Here is a 20,209-nt window from a genome sequence, read left to right as displayed (position 1 = left end):
AACAAAAAACGGCGTCCCAGTGTGCCGTGTTTAAAATCGATCTTAAGGGTCGCCTGGTCTATATCGATGAGCGGACCGAAGATCTGTTCGGTTTAACCTGTGAAGAATTGTTTGGAAAATCAATATATGACTTCATCTCCGGTTCTTCCAGGCGAACGTTAGACCAAATCATTTATAATCATAAAAGATATGAGTCTTTTTTCCAGGCGATACAGTTATCTTATAAACTCCAGGACGGAAGGCATCATCAGATTGACACGGTTATAACTTTGAATTTTATCGGGGGCAGTCCGGTTAATTATCAACTGATTCTTCTTCCCGCGCAGCCGATACATGAAAAACAATCGGAAAATATCGAAAAAGAATTCTTAAAGCTGCTTGATAATGACATTGAGAATATTGATTTGAATAGGCTTGCCCGGCTTCTATGCCTGGCTGGTGAATATGCCGAAGCCGAATTTTATTCTCCCAATCGACGAGATCAGCTTGTTACCATCGCGTCCTGCCCCGAACGGGAAACCGGTATAAACGCCCCGGCCTATATTGAATTGTTCGCCATCGAACCTCAGGATAGATATTCATTTAGTCCCGATGATAAAGCGCTTCACGAAGGTTTCGGACTGAATCGCTCGGAATCACTGCAATTTTTAAATTACCGGGGCATAAACAATCTGGTCCTGCGTCTGGTGGGACCGGTCGAACATCAGCCCGGTTCGTCCGCGATCAATAATCTCAGGCGAATGGTAAAACTCTGGAACATGCGCTTCCAAACATCGGATGAATCCGATTCAATAGGACAGAACTTTTCCTTCATTGGGCAAATTTGCGACCGGATGAAAATAAAATTGGCAATTACCGATGACAAATATGATATCGCGTACAAGAACGAATCTTTTGAGATATGGCAAACGGAAATATTAAACATATCGAGCGCCAATAACCTGAAAGATATCCTGTTTTCCATTGACTTATATAATATGGATGATAAGCCTGTCGATTTCTCAGGAACCCCGTTCAATCAGGCCGTAATAAATAATTCTTGTGTTTCGGCGCAGATTAATCTGCAGGAGAAAAAGCCGAATATGGTAATTTCGGCCCCCCTCAATTTCGGCGAAAATAATTTATACATCCACGCGGTCTTTTCTCATTTCGGTGTTCTCTCTTCCGTTGGCGAAGAATTTATCCTCCAGTCACTGGCTCATGATTTGCGCGCACCGTTGATATCGATTGATGCCTTTGCCCGACGACTGGCCGACAAAAGTTCAAATTTCGTTGACGAGCATGACCTGTTCACCGTTAACTGCCTCCGCGAAAACATCGATATAATGAGTGATATGATTGGGGGTATTGAGGAAATGTCACGCCAGTGGAATTATCGCGAAGAACTTACCCGGGTGGCCGTCTCTAAAATAATAAACGGCCAGATTGATCGTCTGAAAATCGCCTATGCCGATAGAGATTACAGGATTGACATCCCCGATGATATCCCCGAATGCAAAGCCTCCAAAAATCAACTGAATCGGATGTTTGGCAATCTGCTTGAAAACGCCTTTAAATTTTCCACGGGAAATAAAAAACCTAAAATCAAAATTAATTATTCACTCAAAGATAACGCGCACACATTTTCTGTTACCGATAATGGTATTGGAATTCCGCGGGAATATTTAAATAAAGTATTTGACCCCTTCTTTAGAAATCCGGATAACATCGATATCCCCGGAACCGGAATCGGATTATCAATTGCCAAACGAATCGTCCAATCCTGGGGAGGAGATATAAAAATCGAGTCCGATGTTAACTGCGGGACAACGGTAATGTTTACTTTACCGTTATCAAAGGGGGACTAATATATGAAAAAGCACATGAAAATAGCTTTAATTGAAGATAACCGGTATCACGCTATTCTCTTTGAGCACTCCGTCCTGGAGCAATATCCCGGGTTTGAAATATTGTCATTTATGCGCGGTAATGATTTCCTGAAAGTTCAGGATAAAAACCAGTTTGATCTCATCTGCCTTGATTATCATCTGCCCGATAAGAACGGCCTTGAACTGTTATCGATTATACGATCTGAATTGGCCGATATCCCCATCATTGTCATCACCGGAGTCGGTTCCGAACAGACCGCGGTTGAGGCTATGAAATCAGGCGCCACCGATTACATCACCAAAAATTCCAACTACATTTCCACGATCCCCAGGGTAATAAAACAGGCTTATCAAAAGCAGAAATTAATCTTAAAAAACAGACGGTTAGAGGAGAAAGCCAGGATCGCTGAGAAATTTGAGACGATTACCATGACAACTTCGACCTTGAACCATGAAATTAATAATCCCCTCATGGCCATATTAGGTACCGTGGAATTGATATTAGATGACCCCGGAGTTACCGATCGAAAAATTAAAAATAAGCTTGAAATGATTGACACCTCTGCCCGGAGAATTCAGGATATAACGCAAAAGATGGCATCTCTAACCGACGCTCCCATAACGCAAACTCCCGCCGGGCCAATGCTTAAGATTAAAAGGCGAGGAAGGAGGCCTAAGGGGATCGTCGTTTAATCGAAATTGATACATTTTATAAAAGCAATTGACAAAATCGTGTAATTCCCTATATTCTCAGCTTATCAAAAAGGATGTATAGCTTATGAATTCAATGACCGGATATGGCCGGGCTGAATTACACCGCAAAGAATATGGGCTTAGCGTTGACCTGGCATCGATTAACAGTCGCTATCTTGAAAGTATATGCCGTATGCCGCGAGCTCTGGCCGGTCTTGAAAGCAATATTAAGAAAGAAATATCGAGTAATTTTTCACGGGGTAAAATTACTATCACGGTCAATATTGAAATATCCCCTTCGTCGGCTCAGATTATCGACATGGACGCCGCCGAAGCGTTTTATAAACAACTCAGAAGTATCAAGAAAAAGCTAAAGTTAAAAGGCGAACTCGATATTTCTCAGATTGCCTCGGCACGAGAAGTCCTCGTTAATCCTCAGGAGACGTTTGAAGCCAATGGATTATGGCCGGATATTGATAAACTGTTAAATAAAGCCATCCGTGATTTGAAAAAAATGAGAGCGGCCGAAGGCAAAAACCTCGCCCGAGATATGAGAAAGCGTTGCCGCCAAATAGGCCTGTTCATAAAGGAATTGGAAAAACAAGCCTCCCGGAATGTAGCGGAATATAAAAAACGACTGGAAAAAAGGATTAATGATTTGGGCGACGGCATTCAGCTTGATTCATCCCGTTTGGCCGAAGAAGTTACAATCTACGCCGACCGCTCTGATATTTCTGAAGAATGCACAAGGTTAAAATCACATTTAATTATGTTTGTTAATACCTTGAAAAACTCTGATCCGTCCGGAAAACGCATGACTTTTATTCTGCAGGAAATGGGCCGGGAGGCAAATACAATCGGTTCCAAATCTCTCTCAGGCAAAACAGCGGCGGTGGCCATTGAAATAAAAGAAGAAATTGAAAAACTACGCGAGCAGGCTCAAAATATCGAATAAGGCAAAATCGGTGGGTAAAGCGGCAAAAAAAGGGAAAATCGTTATTATCTCCTCGCCATCCGGAGGCGGCAAAACGACTATCTGCCGGAAATTAATCAGGAAAAACAGAAACTGGCAATTTTCAGTTTCGTACACAACTCGCGAGAAGCGAAAAGGCGAAATCCACGGCCGCCAATATTATTTTGTTGACCGGGAAGAATTTATAAAACTTCGAGAGAAAGATTTTTTCGCGGAATCGGCCAGAGTACATCTTTATTATTACGGCACGCCCCGCAAGCAGCTTGAGCAAGTCGTTAGGAAGGGGGGAGTTATACTCCTGGACGTGGATGTCAAAGGAGCCGCCAGTATCAAAAAGAAATATCCGGAAGCCTTGTCGTTGTTTATCCGCCCGCCGTCAATTAGAGAACTGAAGAAGAGATTGAAAAGGAGGGGTACGGAAACCCGGGCCCAGATGGAAATCAGGCTCCAAAATGCCATCAAGGAAAATGAAAAATTCAGACAATTTAACTATGTTATAGTAAATAAAAACATTAATGAAGCTGTGTCCGCTGCCGACTATATGATTAAATCATGGACGGTCGGCGTTACCTATTTTGGGCGGAACAATTCGAGGACCTATATGGTTCCTGAGTAGGCAATCAATCGAAAATAGGAATGCAGGAGGAGAATATATGGGATTTGTACCGCTCGATACATTATATGAGATGACTGAAAACCGTTATCAAGCGGTTTTGGTTGCTTCCCAGCGAGCTCGCCAATTAAACGATATTCACTTGGCGAAATTGGAAATGTTATCAAAAGAAAATGCCGACAAAATTGAAATTGACGGTCGAAAAGTCACTTTTCGAGCATTAAAAGACTGCCTCGAAGGAAAGGTCACGATAAAGACAGACTCCAATGGCGAAGAATCTATTGATAGTTGAGTCTCCGGCTAAGTCAAAAACATTAAAGAAATTTCTTGGTCGGACCTTCGATGTTAAAGCTACCGTCGGGCATATTATTGATTTACCCAAATCAAAGACCGGCGTTGATGTCGAAAATGAATTTGAACCTGATTATGTCGTCATTGACGGCAAAGATAAGATCATAAAAGAGCTTCGCGCTGCCGCCCAAAAAGCCGAAAATATTTATCTGGCTCCCGATCCCGACCGCGAGGGCGAAGCTATCGCGTGGCATGTCGCCAATAGCCTGAAAAAAGACCGGAGAATTACTGCTCCCATCAGTCGCGTCGCTTTCAATGCTATTACCAAAAAGGCCGTGACTGAAGCTTTCAATCATGCTCGCGAGATCGATATTAATCTGGTCAACGCCCAGCAGGCGCGTCGTATTCTTGACCGTCTGGTCGGATATGAAGTCTCACCTTTCTTGTGGAAGACTATCGCAATGGGCCTCTCGGCCGGCCGCGTGCAATCGGTAGCCTTGCGAATAATCTGCGAGCGTGAACGGGAAGTTCTTGATTTTGTCCCCCGCGAATACTGGGAAATCGAAGCCGAATTCGCCAATAAGAAAAAACAGACTTTCACGGCCAGGCTGGCCAAAATTAAAAATAAAAAATCGGAACTGCCCGATAAAGAAACTACCGACAATATTCTCAAAATCCTCCAGACCAAAAAATTTGAAATCTCCGATATCAAAATCGGGACCAAAAAAAGATATCCCCTGCCGCCTTTTATTACTTCAACCCTGCAGCAGGATGCGGCCACAAAGCTCGGTTTCGCTCCGAATAAAACTATGCGCGTCGCGCAGGCATTATACGAAGGCATCGACCTCAAAAACGACGAAGGAACCGTCGGACTTATCACCTATATGCGTACCGATTCGGTCCGCGTTGAGCCCGACGCCATCAACGGCGCCCGCGAATATATCAAGAGAAAATTCGGCAATAAATATCTGCCCGAAAAGCCGCGCTTCTTCAAAACTAAAAAATCGGCCCAGGACGCTCATGAAGCGATTCGCCCGACTTATCTTGAATACAGCCCCGATAAAATAAAGAAGGCTCTCACCAAAGATCGCCTTGCGCTTTATACATTAATCTGGGATCGCTTTATCGCCTCCCAGATGGAACCGGCCGTTTACGATACCGTCTCGGTTGATATCACCGCCGACGAGTTTCTCTTCCGGGCCAGTTCGCTCAACCTGAAATTCGACGGCTATCTGAAGATTTATAAGGAAAGTGAAACTAACGGCAACGGCAAAAACGGAAATAATAAAGATAAAAAAGAAATCCCGCCGTTGGAAATCGGGGAAGAAGTCAAAGCCAGAAAATTCGATCCCAGCCAGCATTTTACCAAACCGCCGCCGCGTTTCTCCGAAGCGTCGCTGGTAAAAGAAATGGAAGCCAAAGGTATCGGCCGACCCTCAACCTATGCGCAGACTATTGCGACTCTGAAGTCCCGAAAATACGTAGATTTGACTGAACGCCGCTTGATACCAACTGAGCTCGGTTTTACGGTTACGAAAATTCTGGTAGATAATCTCAATCATCTTTTTGATGTTTCATTTACTGCCAGCATGGAAGATGAACTCGACGAAATCGAGGAAGGCAAGATTGTCTGGACAGACGTTCTTCACGAATTCTATGATCCCTTCTCGCTAAAAATGGCAACTCTCAAAGGCAAAGCCAAAGAGATAAAAGAATCCTTAACCGAACAGACCGACGAAAAATGTGAAAACTGCGGCTCGCCCATGATTATCAAATGGGGCCGCAACGGCCGCTTCATGGCCTGCAGCAATTATCCCGAATGCAAAACGACCAAGCCTCTCGAAGAGGAAGAAAACGGTATCGAAACCGACGTAATCTGCGAAAAATGCGGCGCCAATATGCAGATTAAAAACGGTCGATTCGGAAAATTTCTCGGTTGCACCAACTATCCCAAATGCAAACACACCATGGCCATTACGACCGGCGTACCATGTCCCAATGATAATTGCAAAGGTGAAATTGTCGAGCGCAAAACCAAACGAGGCCGGCCGTTTTATGGCTGCAGCAAATATCCCAAATGCGATTTTGCCTCATGGAGCAAACCGGTTGACAAAAAATGCAAAGCCTGCGGTCATGCCTACATCGTCGAAAAAGAAACCAAAGCCAAAGGCCTGCATCATTACTGCCCCAAATGCAAAACAGTTTCATTCCCCCAACCCGCCAAAGAAGCCGTCAGCAAGTAATCAATAGTCAGATATACAAAACTCAAATACTCAAAAAATGCGCGAGATCAAGCCTTTTTTTTATCTTGTAGGTAGAAATCCCTGCGGTTTCGCCAATGGGATTTGAATTTTATATTCTAAATACAATAAATATTCTTGACTAATCTCGAATATTATTTTATTGTTGTAACAACTATTGTAACGTAATTGAAGATAAATTACAAATATATAGATAATTATCTTTAAGGACGAATCGGCCTAAGGAGGGTGATTATGCGTAATTTGTGGCTAATAAGCCTGATGGCGTTGATAATATTCGTCAGTGCATCGGTGTCGCTGGCACAGGAAAGTATAACCGAAGAAAGCATTTATGAATGCGTTCGGGGTAAGACCTTAGAAGACGCCGGATTATCCGCTTGCGATAGCCTAATGCTGTTATTAAAGGTGGAAGAAGACAGTAGAAATAAATTGACGATGTCGATTACCGGGAGCTTCAAAAGCGACGATGCCGGAGACAAAAACACTACCAATCTTAGCAGTGCCGTGAATATCACCAAAGGCCAATATCCAGGGCAATTACGATTTAAGGCAGCCGGTCATCTGCGCTATGAAGACGGAGAAGTCGAAGATGATGTAACCAAATATCGGCTCAATTATGATTATTACGTTCACCCGAACATTGAATTGTACACATTTATTGAAAAATTCAAAGATAGTTATTTGGGCATTCATCAAAGGATTGAAATAGGTTTTGGCGCCAAATGGGAAAACCATCTATTCGGTTTGATAACGGATAAGGATACTAAAATAATTGAACATTTGAAAACGCAGATGTTAGCAACTGATACGAGTACATTGAGTCCTTATGTGAAAACCGCTCTGTCCACCATTAAAAAACGAGATAGCCGATTAAGGATTGGTTTGGCGCTTACGCTATTTAAGGAGATAGAACATCCGGAAGATATTGTAGAGACCATAAATGATATCGATACCTCCTTTTCCATCCCATCCGAAACACTATATCGTCTTGTCGCATATCAGTCGCTCATATACCGGGCCACCGAGGATTTAAAAATCACAGGCCTTTGTTTTGTCAAAGCCGCCGCTTTTAAGGGCCAATTTGTAGATTTCGATGATATTCGAGTCGATGCCGAATTCAAAGCTGAATTATCACTAAAAGAAGATAAGCACGGTAACGGCAATGTCAGCCTTACCCTGGGCTATAATTACAATTACGATAAACAACCGCCGTCTATTATTCACGACGCGATAAAATACGAAGCCGAAAATAATCACGGCACTTCCACGCTTGGGATAACTATTAAGATTTAAGTAATATCGGGAGGTTAAGTATGGCTACATATAAAGATATTCAAGAATGGGTACGGAGCCACTGTGGGTTTGTGCCCCAGACATGTTGGATCGGGCACTGCAAGGAAATTAATAAAATCCCCTTGATACGAACTCCACCCAAAAAGCGTGTCAAGCCGTGCCCTTCGAAAAAACAGCCTTGTATCGAAAGAGCATTTCGACACTTCAGATGGATGTAATTGTTCATGACGTTCGTTGTTTGCGGCAGTACTGGCAGTAGCAGGTCGAAACCCCCGCGGTTTCGACATTGAGGTTATTTTTCAATAATCTATGGACTCTTTAATTAATCCAAAACTATTTTCTTGCATTTTTGTTATAAATAACTCTGGCCGATTTTTCCGTTTTTGCAAGGCATCAATAATCTGTTCCTTATCCTCTGGTGATATCTTGCAACCCAAATATACCTCAGCAATTATCTCATCCAATAAATCAATTTCTACATTCGTTTTATCAAAGAGAATTAGCCTATATTCATTTTCATAACTCCATGCAGACGATTTAGTAATTAATGGCTTCTGAGTTATTTCCTCATCATCCATTTTGTATGGGTTGAAGAGAGGGTAGTCGATCTCGTATTCTACTTTATGAATATCAATTAAATTGTCAGCGTAATAAAGTGGGTCGTTTCTCATATTATCTAACTTCTGCATATCGAATCCGACACAAAAGCCTCTGTGAGAATTGGAATAATGAGTCCAGAGTAAGATATTTAAACACTCAGCAGATAATGAAAAAATGCCAAAGTCATTAAATAGTTGCTCTCTTGTCATATCTTGAGTCATTTTAATGTGCGTACGATTTCTTAAAAGCCCTTTCTTACGCCATTTCTTTGCAAGATCTCTTTTCTGGATTCGATTCAGATTAGGATTATCTTTATTTATACGATCACTGTATTTATCACTAATTTCTTGTCTCGAGCCTTTATCATATCGTAACGGTATAGTGCCATCAAATGGGTCATTGAAATTTCGAGCGGATGTGAAAAATATTTTATTATGGCTTAAGATTCGCCTGTGTTTTTCAACATGCCAATCTCTATATTTATATAAAATATCAGGATTATCAGTCATTCATCTCATCCTTGGTACTCCGCGTCTAATGACATGAGGAATGATTTATCACTTGACAAACCAGTATTTCCTCAAATGCATTTAATAATAGACCATTTATCTGATAATCGCAATCACATTTTTCTTTCAAAGTTACCTTTAATTACGAGTTCCCCTCTTTTGGTGAGGATAATTATTGGATGGAGTCGTTAATGATGCGAAATACAATAAAGCAAAACGGTGAGTTTCCTAAAAGAATTCGTAATTAACACCGGTTTGATATGACCCAAAACGTTAATCTGAGGAAACAAACCCATTTTCCCGGCAAATGTGGACACATGCCGGTCATCAAAACTTTGGCCAAAAATCCGGGTCATCTACGCGACAGCCAAAAACAGGCCTTTGCCTGTCGTAATCACCACCGACTTGATATGACCAAAAACGTTAATCTGAGGAAACAAACCCATTTTAGAAGTTGCTCACTGTTCCGTCGGTTCCTTAGCGAAGCGGCGAACCGACGGTAGGCCATCTATGCGACAGCCAAAAAGGGATTACATCCCCGACAGCCAAAAAGGGATGACATCCCCGACAGCAGAAAACAGGCCCCAGCCTGCGAAAAGGACAAAACGAACCCAATTCGCTGTAACCTAAATAGGGATTAGGATATACAAAGAATTTTAAAAAATGAATATGTGGATAACTTTAAACCATAGATTGCCGCGCTCACTATGTTCGCTCGCAATGATAAGATGATGGATTTGGACGACAACCCGAGGGTTGTCGCTACGCAAGACTAACACACCCCGCCCTTCGGGCACCCCTCTCAAAAGGGGAACAGGCGAAAGTTGCCACGACAACTCGAGAGTTGTCGTTACATAAAATGTATTTCCGGACAGCCTCTGGACATCTGATTGGCACATAGACAATGAGGCGCAATTTTTTGGCAGGAGCCCTTTAGGCTCTTTTCCACAAGACTATATTGTCAGCCTATTGCATCGCCGTTCTATTTGCCGCTTTTTTTGAAATCAGGATATTGATCGCTTCGGTGACGTTGAGACTACCGTTTTTACCGCGGAGGCGATTATACAGTTCACGTCGGATGAAATCTTTTTTGTTTTCGGGGACTGAGTTCAACTGCGTTTCTCCGGTGACGGCATTGAAACGGCGAACATATTCATCGGCGTCAATCGGTTCCTGGGTGGAAAGTACATATCCGCGACTAATCTGAAATCCGGCCGACTGCAGACGCCGGCAATGTCCACTAACATCCTCGAGGCAAACGCCGATATCCTGCAGAACCGAATTGCAGTTGAAGCAATCTCGATAAACGGCGCGAACATCATCGATTACTTTGAAAAATTCTTTGTAGACGTCGGTATGAAGCGCAATCAAGCCGAACGATCCGCCGGGCCTGAGGGCCCTTTTGACTTCCGCGATGAAAGCATCCTGATCACCAACCCAGGGAAGTACATTGGAAGAAACAATAACATCAAAAAAGTCATCTGAAAACTCCAATGCTAATGAATTGCCAATTTTTAAATCGATATCTTTAAATCCGTTATTCCAAAGTCTGCGGCGACACAACGCAAGCATTTTTTCCGACAGGTCAATTCCGGTAAACTGTTTCGGACTTTTTAGTTTTTTCAAAACTTCCAGCGATAAAAGACCCGAACCGCAACCGATATCCAGGACTTTTTCATTTCCGGTCAGTTTCAAATCTTCGACCAAAGTCCGGACCTGATGCTCCCGGCAGGGAGTTACGATATTGTCATACTCTCGGGCAGTTTCGTTAAACGTATTGTAGCGCATGTGTCACCTCGGGGTTTAGGTGTTAGTCAAGAAAACCATGTTCGCGCATCCATTGGTCGTTATAAATGCGCGACAAATATTTAACCCCTGAATCCGGCAGTATGACGACCATGGTTTGTTTGGCGTCATGTTCGCGGGCGTACTTTAGCGCCCCCCAAACTGCCGATCCCGATGAACCACCAGCAAGAATTCCTTCTTTGGCGGTCAATTCCCGTGCGATAAGAAAACTGTCTTTATCCGAGACTTTGATAAAATGATCGATATATTCGTATTGCAAAGTCGGGCAGTTTTTGTCCTCTCCGATTCCCTCGACAAAATAGGGATGAGGATCGATTAATTTCCCGGATGCTGCAAAATCAGCGAAAACCGATCCGATCGGGTCGATTGCCACTGAAATCAATTTTGGTTTTCGCTCTTTCAAATATTTCGAGCATCCCGACATGGTCCCTCCGGTCCCGACGCCTCCGACGAGAATATCAATATCGCCGCTGGTCTGTTCCCAGATTTCCGGGGCGGTCAGATGATAATGAGCTTCCGGATTGGTGAGATTTTCATATTGATTCAATATAAAATAATCGCCCGTTTCCTCGCCCAGTCTGACAGCGGCGCTGTAATAAGATTCCGGCGATTCGGCCGGGACGGCTGTCGGGCAGACGTGAACTTCGGCGCCGTAAGAGCGGAGAGTATTTATTTTTTCGTCGGACATTTTATCGGGAATAGTGAGAATGACCCGATAATTATGCACCGCTCCGAACATCGCTACCGCTACTCCGGTATTACCGGAGGTGGCCTCGACAATTGCGGTTTTAGGACCGATTTTGCCCTCGGCCATGGCCTTATTCAATATGTATATGGCCATCCGGTCTTTGATTGACCCGCCGGGATTCATGAATTCCGGTTTGACGTAAATCGTCGTTTGCAGTCCATCGGTCATACGGTTGAGTTTAACGAGAGGAGTGTTGCCGACCGTTTCGAGGAGATTGTCAACTTTTCTCGATTTCAATCCCGAGACCGGCATCCTGATTTGGCCGTTTATTTTGAAATTTGTTTTATTGTAGCTCATACTTTCCTCGCAATCAAGATAAATCAAAGACTAATTTTGTCAAGGATTATTTATTCAAATCCCCATCGGTTAATCGTAGATTAAAATTCCCTTCATAACTTTTTGTTATTCTATAAGATAGAAACGATTTTTCCGCCCGTGAGTTCCAGATTCGTAAAAAAAATTGTCAAAATATTTCTTCAAATGGGCGTTTTGATAGGTTATATTCCATAAGTTGAGGCCAGAAAGAATAATAATTTTATGGATATGCAGACTCAAATTAAGAAAACAATCGGGCGATATTCGCTGATTGCTTCCGGCGATCAGATTCTAGTTGCTCTCTCCGGGGGACCGGATTCGGTAGCATTGCTGCATATCCTTGATAATTTGAAAGAACAATACGAAATCTCACTCGCCGCGGCATATATAAATCATAAAATTCGGCCCCGAGCAGCCAGGAAGGAAATATTGTTTTGTTCCGAAATGTGCAAAGAGCTTAGCATTCCGTTTTATCAAGATGAAATTGATATTCCCGGACTATCAATGGAAGAAAAAACCGGTACTGAAGAAACAGGGCGGAAATATCGATATCAAGCGCTGCGAAAAATCGCAAAAGAGAACGGATATAACAAAATCGCGACGGGACATCATCGGGATGATCGAGTGGAAACGATTCTGTTTAATCTGGCGCGGGGAACAGGTCGCCATGGGATGATCGGATTCCAACCTTTTCGAGACAATGTTATCAGGCCTTTATATGATGTCAGTCGTGAAGAAATTTATGATTATCTGGAAGATAAAAAGATTGCCTATGTAATAGATAGTTCCAATACCAGCCCGCGTTATACTCGCAATCGGATACGCAGGCGCTTGATAAAACTGATCGAGAGGGATATTTCGTCATCAGCCAAAGATAATATTATTCGTTTTTCAGAAATCCTGCGGGCTGAGGAAGAGTTTCTCGCCGAGTATACCTCGAAATTATTTGGAAAACTTCACGCCATTACACCGGGCGGGAAGAATACTCTTGATTTGAAAAACAAATTAGACTATGATGTATGGCTCCAGCGTCGCTTATTGGTGCGTTTGTTGAAGCAGTGCGACGTGGATGAAATTGATTATGCCCTTGTCGAAAGGTTGCTCAAGAAGGTTAAAATCGGTAAAAGCGGAAAGATTCAAATCAGCGCTGAGCTATATGCCGATTATTTGAATGAAAAACTATTCGTTTTTAGACCGGGGCGGGAGATAAAGAGCGCTTATATTGAAATCCCGGGCAGATATGATTTGGATTATCCCCGAGTTTGGATTAAATTTGAATATATAGACGAGGATGAGGATATAGAAAGATATAAGAGAGATAAATCCGCAGCCTGTATTGACGCGGAGAAAATCAAATTACCTCTCAGTATCGGGGGGCTCAAACGAGGTCTCAGAATTCATCCTTTCGGTCGGCCGGGCAGGAAGAAGGCGCGAGATTTTTTGACAGATATAAAGTATCCTCGTCCATTACGCGATGAATTGCCCGTCGTATATGATAATGAGGGGGTAGTGTGGTTGGCGGGAATAGAAATTGATCAAAGGTTAGCGATAACCAGACGAACAAGGAAGATTTTGAAAATTGAAATCGGAAGGCGTTAGATTAAAAGCAAAGCCGTTTGAACTGCTCTTCACGCAAAATGAAATCAATCGCGTGATAAGCGATCTGGGTGAGGAAATATCTGAAGATTATGAAGACAAAAATCCGATTCTTCTGGGAGTACTAAAGGGATGTTTTGTTTTTATCGCTGATTTGGTGAGGGCTATTTCTGTTCCTTCAGAAGTTGAGTTTATTTCCGCTCATAGCTATGGATCAGGAGATAAGCCCGGCAAATTAACTTTATCCGGCGGTCCCCAGGTGTCGCTAACCCGTCGTCATATCCTGATGGTGGAAGGAGTTGTTGATACCGGCCGAACCGCGGTTTCCATAATGGAGTCACTAAAAAGTATGGAACCTGCCAGTGTAGAAATCGTTACACTATTAAATAAAACGGGACGCCGGGAGCTTGAAATTGAAATAAAGTATTCCGGTTTTATGATTGAAAAGGATTTTGTTATAGGATACGGGCTCGATCATAATCAATTATATCGAAATTTGCCCGTTATCGGAAAGGTAGTCGAGTTTGAGAAATAGTTACGGAGAAAAGTCTTAATGAAGTTTAACGATAATTATAATAAATCCAATGTGCCTCGGGGTGGAGGCAAAAAACATCCGGTTGATAATAAGAAAGAGGGACCTTCCTGGAAAGGGACCGGCCGGACCGCCTTTTTCTGGATAATGTTGATTCTATCCGCTCTTGTTATTTACAGCCTTATTGGCGATACCGATACGGACGTCGCTCAGATTTCATATTCAGAATTTTTGAGATATCTGGATCAGGATAAAGTCGCGTCGGTTGAGTTTACCAATCGTAAGTTATCGGGGCGCTTTACCGAAGAAATGACAGTCGCGACAGTAGCGGGAGGCGGACGTTTTCGGAAATTTCACCTGCGCATTCCTTTTGAAGATCCCAAGCTTGTGGATAAGCTATCAGAAGCCGGGATAGCTATCAAGGCCAGTCAAGAGGGCTTTAGCTGGGGAACGGTTCTTATCTCAACCGCACCCTGGTTACTTTTGATATTTTTCTGGTTATTCATGATTCGACAGATGCAGGGTGGCGGCGGAGGGCCAAAAGGGATATTTTCATTCGGCAAGAGCCGCGCCAAACTTTTAACCGATGAACGACCCAAAGTCACTTTTGCCGATGTGGCCGGAGCCGAAGAAGCCAAAGAAGAATTATCGGAGATTATTGATTTTCTGAAGGACCCGGGCAAATTTCAAAAACTGGGCGGCAAAATTCCCAAAGGCGCTCTTCTATTAGGCGCTCCGGGAACTGGCAAAACGCTTCTGGCGCGGGCTATTGCCGGGGAGGCGGACGTACCGTTTTATTCAATGTCCGGTTCTGATTTTGTAGAGATGTTTGTCGGCGTTGGAGCCTCTCGCGTTCGCGACTTATTTGAGCAGGGCAAGAAAAACGCTCCCTGTATTATATTTATCGATGAGATTGACGCCGTCGGACGTCATCGTGGCGCGGGATTAGGGGGCGGACATGACGAACGCGAACAAACTCTCAATCAGCTTCTGGTCGAGATGGATGGTTTTGAATCTAACGAAGGCGTAATCCTGATTGCCGCAACTAACCGTCCCGATGTTTTGGATCCTGCGCTTTTGCGTCCGGGACGATTTGACAGGCAGATTGTGGTCGATATTCCTGATGTTCGAGGTCGAGAAGGAATATTTAAGGTCCATACTCGGAAAGTTAAACTGGACAACGACGTAGATTTGAAAATTCTTGCGAGAGGAACGCCGGGCCTGTCGGGAGCCGATATTGCCAATTTGGTTAATGAAGCGGCCCTTCTGGCGGCTCGTAAAGATAAAGATTCCGTTGAGATGTCGGACTTTGAGGATGCCAAAGATAAAGTCATGATGGGCGCCGAGCGCAGATCGATGGTGATTACCGATGAGGAAAAGAAAACGACCGCCTATCACGAAGCGGGTCACGCCATACTCGCAAAGCTGATTCCCGGGGCTGATCCGGTGCATAAAGTCACTATAATTCCCCGAGGCCAGGCTCTGGGCGTAACTCATTATTTGCCTATCGATGATAAGCATAACTATAACAAAAAGTATATGGAAACCCGCTTGGTTTATTCGATGGGTGGCCGGGTAGCGGAGAAATTAATATTCAATGATTACAATACCGGCGCCGGAATAGACATTCAGCAGGCAACCGTTTTGGCGAGGAAAATGGTTTGCAATTGGGGTATGTCCGATAAGTTAGGCCCGGTCGATTTCGGTTCCAGAAAGGAGCATATCTTCCTGGGACGGGATATTCGGGAACAGCGAGATTTTTCGGAAGCGACGGCTCAATTAATCGACAGCGAAATTAAACGATTTGTTGAGGAAGCAGAGGCGACAGCGACGAAATTATTGAGCGAAAATGTTGAAAAGCTTCACCGGCTTGCTGAAGCATTATTGGAAAAAGAAATAATCGATGGGAATGAAATCGACGATATCATCAACCCCTCCGACGGAAAATCAGAAGAAACCCCGGAAAAAGCTCCGCAATCCGATTGATCGAGATAAGATTGTCGAAGGGGTAAGGCTGATACTGGAGGGTGTCGGAGAGAATATCAACCGCGAGGGGTTGCTGCGGACTCCGGAACGAGTCGCCGAATTTTATATTGAGGCGTTTTCCGGAGTGGGGATTAAGGCCAGCGAAAAAGTCTCATTATATACGGCTGAAAATCGGGATGAAATGGTAATTGTCAAAGATATTCCATTTTATTCAATTTGCGAGCATCATCTCCTACCGTTTTTTGGGAAAGCGCATGTTGCCTATATCCCTAACAACAATAAAATAACCGGATTTTCGCATCTGGCCCGGGTTATAGAGACTCTCGCTCGCAGGCCTACGACTCAGGAAGTTATGACTTCCAAGGCGGCCAATATCATTCGCAAAACGATTAATCCCAAAGGGGTTTTGATTGTTACCGAGGCCGAGCATTTATGTCTGACTATGCGAGGGATAAAAAAACCAGGTACGATGACGATAACGTCGGCCATCCGGGGATGTATGCGCAAGGACGCGACTCGGGCCGAAGCTTTTGCTCTTATTAAGGGACAAAAATAATAAATTCTCGATAGATATAGAATGCTCTAATGCCGAACGAGAAGTTGGCGATAACGCTGTCTGATAACAATCAAATAAAGTTCACCCGCCCGGCGGTAATGGGGATTGTTAATTGTACACCCGATTCATTCACTATCCATTATTCATCTCAGGAGGAAGCGATATCAAACGCAAGGCGTATAATTGAAGAAGGCGCCGATATTCTTGATCTTGGCGGCGAGTCAAGTCGGCCAGGTTCGGAACCTGTATCATCCGAAGAAGAATTAAATCGCGTTATACCGGTCATTGAAAACCTGCGCGGCTTTTCCAATATTCCTATATCAATTGACACTACTAAGGCAATTGTCGCGGGAAAAGCATTGACATCGGGGGCAAATATAATTAATGATATATCGGCTTTTGCTTTTGACGCCGATATGCCTGGAATTGCGAAGCGGTTCGATTGTCCTGTTATTATGATGCATATTAAGGGAATTCCGAAATCGATGCAGGACGCTCCGCATTATGACGATGTTATTAATGAAGTCTCCATATATTTTTCAGAAAGAATTGACTTTGCCGTTGCTCAGGGAATTAAGCGAGAAAAGTTGATTCTTGATGTCGGGATAGGCTTTGGCAAACGGGTGGAAGATAATTTGAAGCTCATTAAGTATTTGAAAAGTTTTGAATCGTTCGGGTTGCCTCTTTTGTTAGGCGCATCTCGAAAATCGTTTATTGGCAAAATTACCAGGGCCGAAGTTGAAGACCGCGTTTCAGGTTCACTTGCCGTCGCGGCGATCGCGGTCAATAACGGAGCCGATATTATAAGAACTCATGATGTGGCGCAAACCCGGCAAGCGGTGGATATGGCGTTTGCGTTGCGAGAGGCTTAGATGGAACTTTTTACTCTTGGTTTTATCAAATTTCGTCTGATCGATTTACTCGATATTCTTATCGTTGCCTATATAATTTATAAGCTCCTGACCTTAATGAAGGGCACTCGTTCGGCCCAGATGATTACGGGACTGATTTTGGTTTTATCTTTGGCGTTTATCGCTTTTTGGTTCCGTCTCGAAGGTTTGATGTGGCTGTTTACTCGTTTCGCGACTGTTGGTATTATTGTTGTGGTGATAATTTTCCAACCGGAACTACGCGGAATGCTGGCTCAGATGGGGCATAGTCGAGTATTTCGGATGCTCGTTAAATATGAGGGGACCAAAATCATTGATGAGGTCGCCCGGGCGGCGATACGACTGGCGGAATTGAAATACGGGGGATTACTGGTTATTGAACGCTCGGTTGGTCTGAAGAATTTTATCGAAACCGGAAAAATACTAAATGCTCAGTTATCGGCCGAGGTCATTACGACGTTGTTTACGCCTTATACTCCCCTGCATGACGGCGCTGTGATTATTTCGAGTGAATTTATTTCAGCCGCTGCCTGCACTTTGCCTCTGACTAAAAATCCCCGGTATCGGAAACTCTACGGAATGCGCCATAAGGCGGCCATCGGCGTGACGGAAGAATCGGACGCGATTGTGGTTGTTGTTTCGGAAGAAACCGGGGAGATTTCGTTGGTCTACCAGGGGATGTTGCATCGCGACATTGATCGTTCTGATTTGCGAGATACCCTGACGGATTATTTTAAGAAATAAATTTTTTTTTTGAGGCAGTAAAATAAATTTTTTATTTGATATTTTTTAGTTTTAGAGAGCTTCTTCTAAATTATTATTTATCAATGCATTATGGGTAATTTTTGATAATTGTGCCACGAAATAATACTTTTTCATTGCGTTATTATCAACAATTTGCTATATCTTCATATACTGTAATTGTTTGAGAGGTTACTATTATGTCTGAAAGAGCAAAAAAATCAATAAAACGGGAAAATCGCTTCGATAAAGCAATAAAAATTTTTCGAAGAAACAATGGTCTGCTTAGAACTTCGCAGGCAAAATCAAAAGGGATTCATGAAAGCACAATATACGAACTATACAGAAGGGAAAGACTAGAGCGCATTTCGAGGGGACTATTTCGACTTCGAGATCAACCCGCAGTAAGTTTTTCAGATTATGTAATAATATCGAAAAGGATACCAAATTCAATCATATGCCTCATTTCATCTTTGTCTTACTTTGAATTGACAAATCAAATACCACATGAACTCTATATTGCGATTAAAGCATCCACTAGAATACCTGAATTTGAAGCTCTTCCAGTTATACCATTTGAATATAGTGCAAATCACTTTGAAAAGGGTGTTGAAATTCACAAGGTTGGCAAAGTACCTGTCAGGATTTATTGTCCCGAGAGAACAATTATGGATTGCTTCAAATATAGGAACAAAATCGGTCTCAATATTGCCATAGAAGCACTTAAGCTTTATCGAAAAAAGATGCCCATACGGATGGATTTGCTGGAAAAATACGCAAGAATGAACAGAGTTTTTCGAATTGTAAAACCATATCTTGAAGCAATTATATGACCCCAGACGAAATAAAAAATATTCCTGCATCAATTAGAGGTCGGTTACAGAATAAGGCCCGCGAGACAGGCAGGGTTTTTTCCGAAATCCTGCAGTATTATGCTATGGAGTGTTTTCTTAACCGGCTATCAATGTCAAAATATATTGATCGATTTTTCTTAAAAGGCGCGTTGATGTTAGTTGCCTGGCAAGCGCCGCAAAATCGTCCAACAATTGATATCGATTTTTTGGCAAGAATTGACAATGACCTGACCAATATTGAAAGTGTAATTCGCGAGATTTGTTCAATAGAGGTGGAATCAGATGGATTACGATTTGATACAGAAAGTATCCGCAGTGAGCGAATAGCTGAGGATGTTCAATATGAAGGAATTCGCGTATCATTTATCGCTTATCTTGAGAAAAGTAGAATAAATATGCAAGTAGATATTGCATTTCACGATAAGATTTATCCCAAACCAATTGATATAGAGTATCCCCGGATATTGAAACAAAAGGGTTCGCTAAATCTCAAAGGCTATACTATGGAAAGCGTTATTTCTGAAAAATATGAGGCAATGGTCAAACTTGGTGTTATTAATAGTCGTATGAAAGATTTCTATGATATATGGTTGTTGTCAAAAATGTACGATTTTCAAGGGGGGATTTTGAAAGAGGCATTAATGGCTACTTTTACAAATCGGGGAACTACTATACCCCAGTCAGATTATCCCCTGAGTGGAGCACTACGGAATGATATGGATAAACAAAAAATGTGGACTGCGTTTATTAAAGTGGGTCGGATTCAGGATGCGCCGGAGCGATTTGGAGATGTTGTAGATTCCATAAAACGATTTTTGTTTCCCGTACTTCAATCAATAATATCCAAAAAGGATTTCAATAAACGATGGTCGTATTCGAAAAACTGGAAATGATTCATATTTGAAAATTGACTTGCCGGCAACAATAAACCAATTAGATATTAGCCGGCAATTGTAGTGAGCCTGTAAGGAATTTTGTGTAAATGTAAATAATTGATTATGCTTCGAAATTGAAAACTGAAGCATTTACACAGGAGACCAACATGAGTTCGATTGATCCCGCTCTAATCAAAGAATTACTCAAG

The 20,209-nt window shown here is 42.8% G+C and carries 18 protein-coding genes; 15 read left to right on the top strand and 3 right to left on the bottom strand.

All coding sequences use genetic code 11. From position 1 onward, the window contains the following. Positions 1-26: 26 nt before the first annotated feature. The 7 genes from V3V99_00155 (at position 27) to V3V99_00125 (ending at position 7,992) form a co-directional block, all read left to right on the top strand. Complete coding sequence (locus V3V99_00155) at positions 27-1,847, top strand: ATP-binding protein (protein MEE9441072.1); 1,821 nt, start codon at positions 27-29, stop codon at positions 1,845-1,847. A gap of 3 nt (positions 1,848-1,850) precedes the next feature. After that, positions 1,851-2,561: a response regulator gene (locus V3V99_00150; GenBank protein ID MEE9441071.1), complete on the top strand. Its 711-nt coding sequence runs from the start codon at positions 1,851-1,853 to the stop codon at positions 2,559-2,561. Between the two features lie 85 nt (positions 2,562-2,646). Continuing rightward, the gene (locus tag V3V99_00145; protein MEE9441070.1) at positions 2,647-3,516 is read left to right on the top strand and encodes a YicC/YloC family endoribonuclease; all 870 of its coding nucleotides are present in this window, start codon (positions 2,647-2,649) and stop codon (positions 3,514-3,516) included. Between the two features lie 10 nt (positions 3,517-3,526). Then, complete coding sequence (gene gmk / locus V3V99_00140; protein ID MEE9441069.1) at positions 3,527-4,150, top strand: guanylate kinase; 624 nt, start codon at positions 3,527-3,529, stop codon at positions 4,148-4,150. 37 nt (positions 4,151-4,187) lie between these two features. Further along, entirely contained in the window at positions 4,188-4,439 is a 252-nt protein-coding gene (gene rpoZ, locus V3V99_00135) for a DNA-directed RNA polymerase subunit omega (protein ID MEE9441068.1), read from the top strand. Next, positions 4,414-6,681: a type I DNA topoisomerase gene (gene topA / locus V3V99_00130; GenBank protein MEE9441067.1), complete on the top strand. Its 2,268-nt coding sequence runs from the start codon at positions 4,414-4,416 to the stop codon at positions 6,679-6,681. The genes rpoZ and topA overlap by 26 nt, the downstream gene beginning before the upstream one ends. Before the next feature lie 252 nt (positions 6,682-6,933). Next, complete coding sequence (locus V3V99_00125) at positions 6,934-7,992, top strand: hypothetical protein (GenBank protein ID MEE9441066.1); 1,059 nt, start codon at positions 6,934-6,936, stop codon at positions 7,990-7,992. A 299-nt stretch (positions 7,993-8,291) separates the two neighbouring features. On the opposite strand, the gene V3V99_00120 is transcribed toward V3V99_00125, so the two are convergent. The 3 genes from V3V99_00120 to V3V99_00110 form a co-directional block, all read right to left on the bottom strand. Next, positions 8,292-9,101, bottom strand: a complete 810-nt coding sequence (locus V3V99_00120) for a DUF2971 domain-containing protein (GenBank protein ID MEE9441065.1) — start codon at positions 9,099-9,101, stop codon at positions 8,292-8,294. A gap of 966 nt (positions 9,102-10,067) precedes the next feature. Further along, positions 10,068-10,889: a methyltransferase domain-containing protein gene (locus tag V3V99_00115; protein MEE9441064.1), complete on the bottom strand. Its 822-nt coding sequence runs from the start codon at positions 10,887-10,889 to the stop codon at positions 10,068-10,070. Between the two features lie 22 nt (positions 10,890-10,911). Continuing rightward, positions 10,912-11,952: a cysteine synthase family protein gene (locus V3V99_00110; GenBank protein MEE9441063.1), complete on the bottom strand. Its 1,041-nt coding sequence runs from the start codon at positions 11,950-11,952 to the stop codon at positions 10,912-10,914. Between the two features lie 240 nt (positions 11,953-12,192). On the opposite strand from V3V99_00110, the gene tilS reads away from it, so the two are divergent. From tilS to V3V99_00070, 8 genes are all read left to right on the top strand, one after another. Then, positions 12,193-13,569 (top strand): tRNA lysidine(34) synthetase TilS, encoded by a 1,377-nt coding sequence (tilS, locus tag V3V99_00105; GenBank protein MEE9441062.1) that lies wholly within the window; start codon positions 12,193-12,195, stop codon positions 13,567-13,569. Next, on the top strand, positions 13,550-14,101 hold the full coding sequence (hpt, locus tag V3V99_00100; protein ID MEE9441061.1) for a hypoxanthine phosphoribosyltransferase: 552 nt from the start codon (positions 13,550-13,552) through the stop codon (positions 14,099-14,101). The genes tilS and hpt overlap by 20 nt, the downstream gene beginning before the upstream one ends. A gap of 18 nt (positions 14,102-14,119) precedes the next feature. Next, positions 14,120-16,084 carry an ATP-dependent zinc metalloprotease FtsH gene (ftsH, locus tag V3V99_00095; protein MEE9441060.1) on the top strand — a complete coding sequence of 655 codons (1,965 nt, stop codon included), beginning with the start codon at positions 14,120-14,122 and terminating at the stop codon, positions 16,082-16,084. Beyond that, positions 16,008-16,640, top strand: coding sequence for a GTP cyclohydrolase I FolE (gene folE, locus V3V99_00090; GenBank protein MEE9441059.1), 633 nt, complete (start codon positions 16,008-16,010; stop codon positions 16,638-16,640). Before ftsH ends, folE begins: the two co-directional genes overlap by 77 nt. A 29-nt stretch (positions 16,641-16,669) precedes the next feature. After that, a complete protein-coding gene (folP, locus tag V3V99_00085) occupies positions 16,670-17,512 on the top strand; it encodes a dihydropteroate synthase (protein ID MEE9441058.1) in 843 nt (280 codons plus the stop codon). Next, on the top strand, positions 17,513-18,274 hold the full coding sequence (gene cdaA / locus V3V99_00080; GenBank protein MEE9441057.1) for a diadenylate cyclase CdaA: 762 nt from the start codon (positions 17,513-17,515) through the stop codon (positions 18,272-18,274). 197 nt (positions 18,275-18,471) lie between these two features. Beyond that, on the top strand, positions 18,472-19,104 hold the full coding sequence (locus V3V99_00075) for a type IV toxin-antitoxin system AbiEi family antitoxin domain-containing protein (protein ID MEE9441056.1): 633 nt from the start codon (positions 18,472-18,474) through the stop codon (positions 19,102-19,104). Then, positions 19,101-20,018, top strand: coding sequence for a nucleotidyl transferase AbiEii/AbiGii toxin family protein (locus tag V3V99_00070; GenBank protein ID MEE9441055.1), 918 nt, complete (start codon positions 19,101-19,103; stop codon positions 20,016-20,018). Before V3V99_00075 ends, V3V99_00070 begins: the two co-directional genes overlap by 4 nt. Positions 20,019-20,209 lie beyond the last annotated feature (191 nt).

The sequence above is a fragment of the Candidatus Zixiibacteriota bacterium genome, assembly GCA_036480375.1.
GTDB lineage: Bacteria > Zixibacteria > MSB-5A5 > GN15 > JAAZOE01 > JAZGGI01.
This window is presented reverse-complemented; position numbering and strand designations above follow the sequence as displayed.

Excerpts from the sequence above, each read along its gene's own strand:
- V3V99_00150 (MEE9441071.1), top strand. The coding sequence starts at position 1,851 with ATGAAAAAGCACATGAAAATAGCTTTAATTGAAGATAACCGGTATCAC.
- V3V99_00145 (MEE9441070.1), top strand. The coding sequence starts at position 2,647 with ATGAATTCAATGACCGGATATGGCCGGGCTGAATTACACCGCAAAGAA.
- rpoZ (MEE9441068.1), top strand. The coding sequence starts at position 4,188 with ATGGGATTTGTACCGCTCGATACATTATATGAGATGACTGAAAACCGT.
- topA (MEE9441067.1), top strand. The coding sequence starts at position 4,414 with ATGGCGAAGAATCTATTGATAGTTGAGTCTCCGGCTAAGTCAAAAACA.
- V3V99_00125 (MEE9441066.1), top strand. The coding sequence starts at position 6,934 with ATGCGTAATTTGTGGCTAATAAGCCTGATGGCGTTGATAATATTCGTC.
- V3V99_00120 (MEE9441065.1), bottom strand. The coding sequence starts at position 9,101 with ATGACTGATAATCCTGATATTTTATATAAATATAGAGATTGGCATGTT.
- V3V99_00115 (MEE9441064.1), bottom strand. The coding sequence starts at position 10,889 with ATGCGCTACAATACGTTTAACGAAACTGCCCGAGAGTATGACAATATC.
- V3V99_00110 (MEE9441063.1), bottom strand. The coding sequence starts at position 11,952 with ATGAGCTACAATAAAACAAATTTCAAAATAAACGGCCAAATCAGGATG.
- tilS (MEE9441062.1), top strand. The coding sequence starts at position 12,193 with ATGGATATGCAGACTCAAATTAAGAAAACAATCGGGCGATATTCGCTG.
- ftsH (MEE9441060.1), top strand. The coding sequence starts at position 14,120 with ATGAAGTTTAACGATAATTATAATAAATCCAATGTGCCTCGGGGTGGA.
- folE (MEE9441059.1), top strand. The coding sequence starts at position 16,008 with ATGAAATCGACGATATCATCAACCCCTCCGACGGAAAATCAGAAGAAA.
- folP (MEE9441058.1), top strand. The coding sequence starts at position 16,670 with ATGCCGAACGAGAAGTTGGCGATAACGCTGTCTGATAACAATCAAATA.
- cdaA (MEE9441057.1), top strand. The coding sequence starts at position 17,513 with ATGGAACTTTTTACTCTTGGTTTTATCAAATTTCGTCTGATCGATTTA.
- V3V99_00075 (MEE9441056.1), top strand. The coding sequence starts at position 18,472 with ATGTCTGAAAGAGCAAAAAAATCAATAAAACGGGAAAATCGCTTCGAT.
- V3V99_00070 (MEE9441055.1), top strand. The coding sequence starts at position 19,101 with ATGACCCCAGACGAAATAAAAAATATTCCTGCATCAATTAGAGGTCGG.